1 protein-coding gene and 1 pseudogene are annotated in these 1,228 nt (G+C 70.1%); both read right to left on the reverse strand.

The features are described from left to right. Positions 1-414 (reverse strand): annotated as a pseudogene (locus tag ACWDAS_RS41440) (phospho-N-acetylmuramoyl-pentapeptide-transferase); the annotation flags it as partial. Further along, positions 411-1,228, reverse strand: an 818-nt coding sequence (locus ACWDAS_RS41445; RefSeq protein WP_450401153.1) for a glutamate ligase domain-containing protein, incomplete at its 5' end; no start/stop codon positions are given. The pseudogene ACWDAS_RS41440 and the gene ACWDAS_RS41445, both read right to left, overlap by 4 nt.

Consider the following 1,228-nt stretch of genomic DNA (forward strand, 5'->3'; position numbering starts at 1 on the left):
GTCGCGGGCGTCCGCGAACTGCAGCGACAGGACCGCGAAGGTGATGCCGACGATCAGCTGCCCGGCCATCTTCGCCTTGGCGCGCAGACCCAGGCTGCGCTGCTTGACGATCTTGATGTAGTCGTCGAGGAAGCCGACGACGCCGAGTCCCGCGAAGAGGAAGAGCACCAGCACGCCGGACATCGTCGGGCGCTCGGAGGTGATCACCTTGGTGAGCGCGTACGCGACGAGCGTGGCCAGGATGAAGGCGATGCCACCCATGGTCGGGGTGCCGCGCTTGCTGTGGTGTTCCTTGGGGCCGTCGTCGCGGATGAACTGGCCGTAGCCCTTGCGGGCCAGCAGCTTGATCAGCATCGGCGTGCCGATGAGGGACAGGAACAGTCCGAGGACGCCCGAGATCAGGATCTGCTTCATGACGCGGCGCCCCCGCCCTCGACGCCGTCGAGCAGCGCGAGTGCGACCCGCTCCAGGCCGACCGCCCTCGATGCCTTCACCAGCACGACGTCCCCCGGACGCAGTTCACTGCGCAACAGGTCGATCGCCGCCTCAGCGTCGGACACGTGCACCGACTCCTCACCCCACGAACCCTCGTTGTAGGCGCCCATTTGCACCCAGGCGGCCGCCTGGCCGCCGACTGCCACGAGCTTGCTGACGTTGAGCCGGACGGCGAGCCGCCCGACCGCGTCGTGCTCGGCGAGGGCCTCCCCTCCGAGCTCCGCCATCTCGCCCAGCACCGCCCACGTGCGTCCCCCGCGTGCCTGGGCGGCACGGCCCATGGCCGCGAGCGCGCGCAGGGCGGCCCGCATGGACTCGGGGTTCGCGTTGTAGGCGTCGTTGACGACCGTCACGCCGTCCGGTCGTTCGACGACCTCCATACGCCAGCGGGACAGCGTCCCCGCCTCGGAGAGCGCGGTGGCGATCTCGTCGACGGGCATGCCGAGTTCACGGGCTACGGCGGCCGCGGCGAGCGCGTTCGACACGTGGTGCTCACCGTACAGGCGCAAGGTCACTTCGCTGCACCCGGTAGGTGTTGTCAGCGTGAAGACCGCCTGACCTCGGTCGTTGAGCCGGACGTTCTCGGCACGCACGTCGGCGTCGGCGGACTCGCCGAAGAGCACGACGCGGGCCTTGGTGCGGGAGGACATGGCGCGTACGAGGGGATCGTCCGCATTGAGCACGGCGACGCCGCCCGCGGCGGCCTCCGGCAGCGCCTCGACCAGTTCGCCCT

Source organism: Streptomyces sp. NPDC001070 (assembly GCF_053598835.1).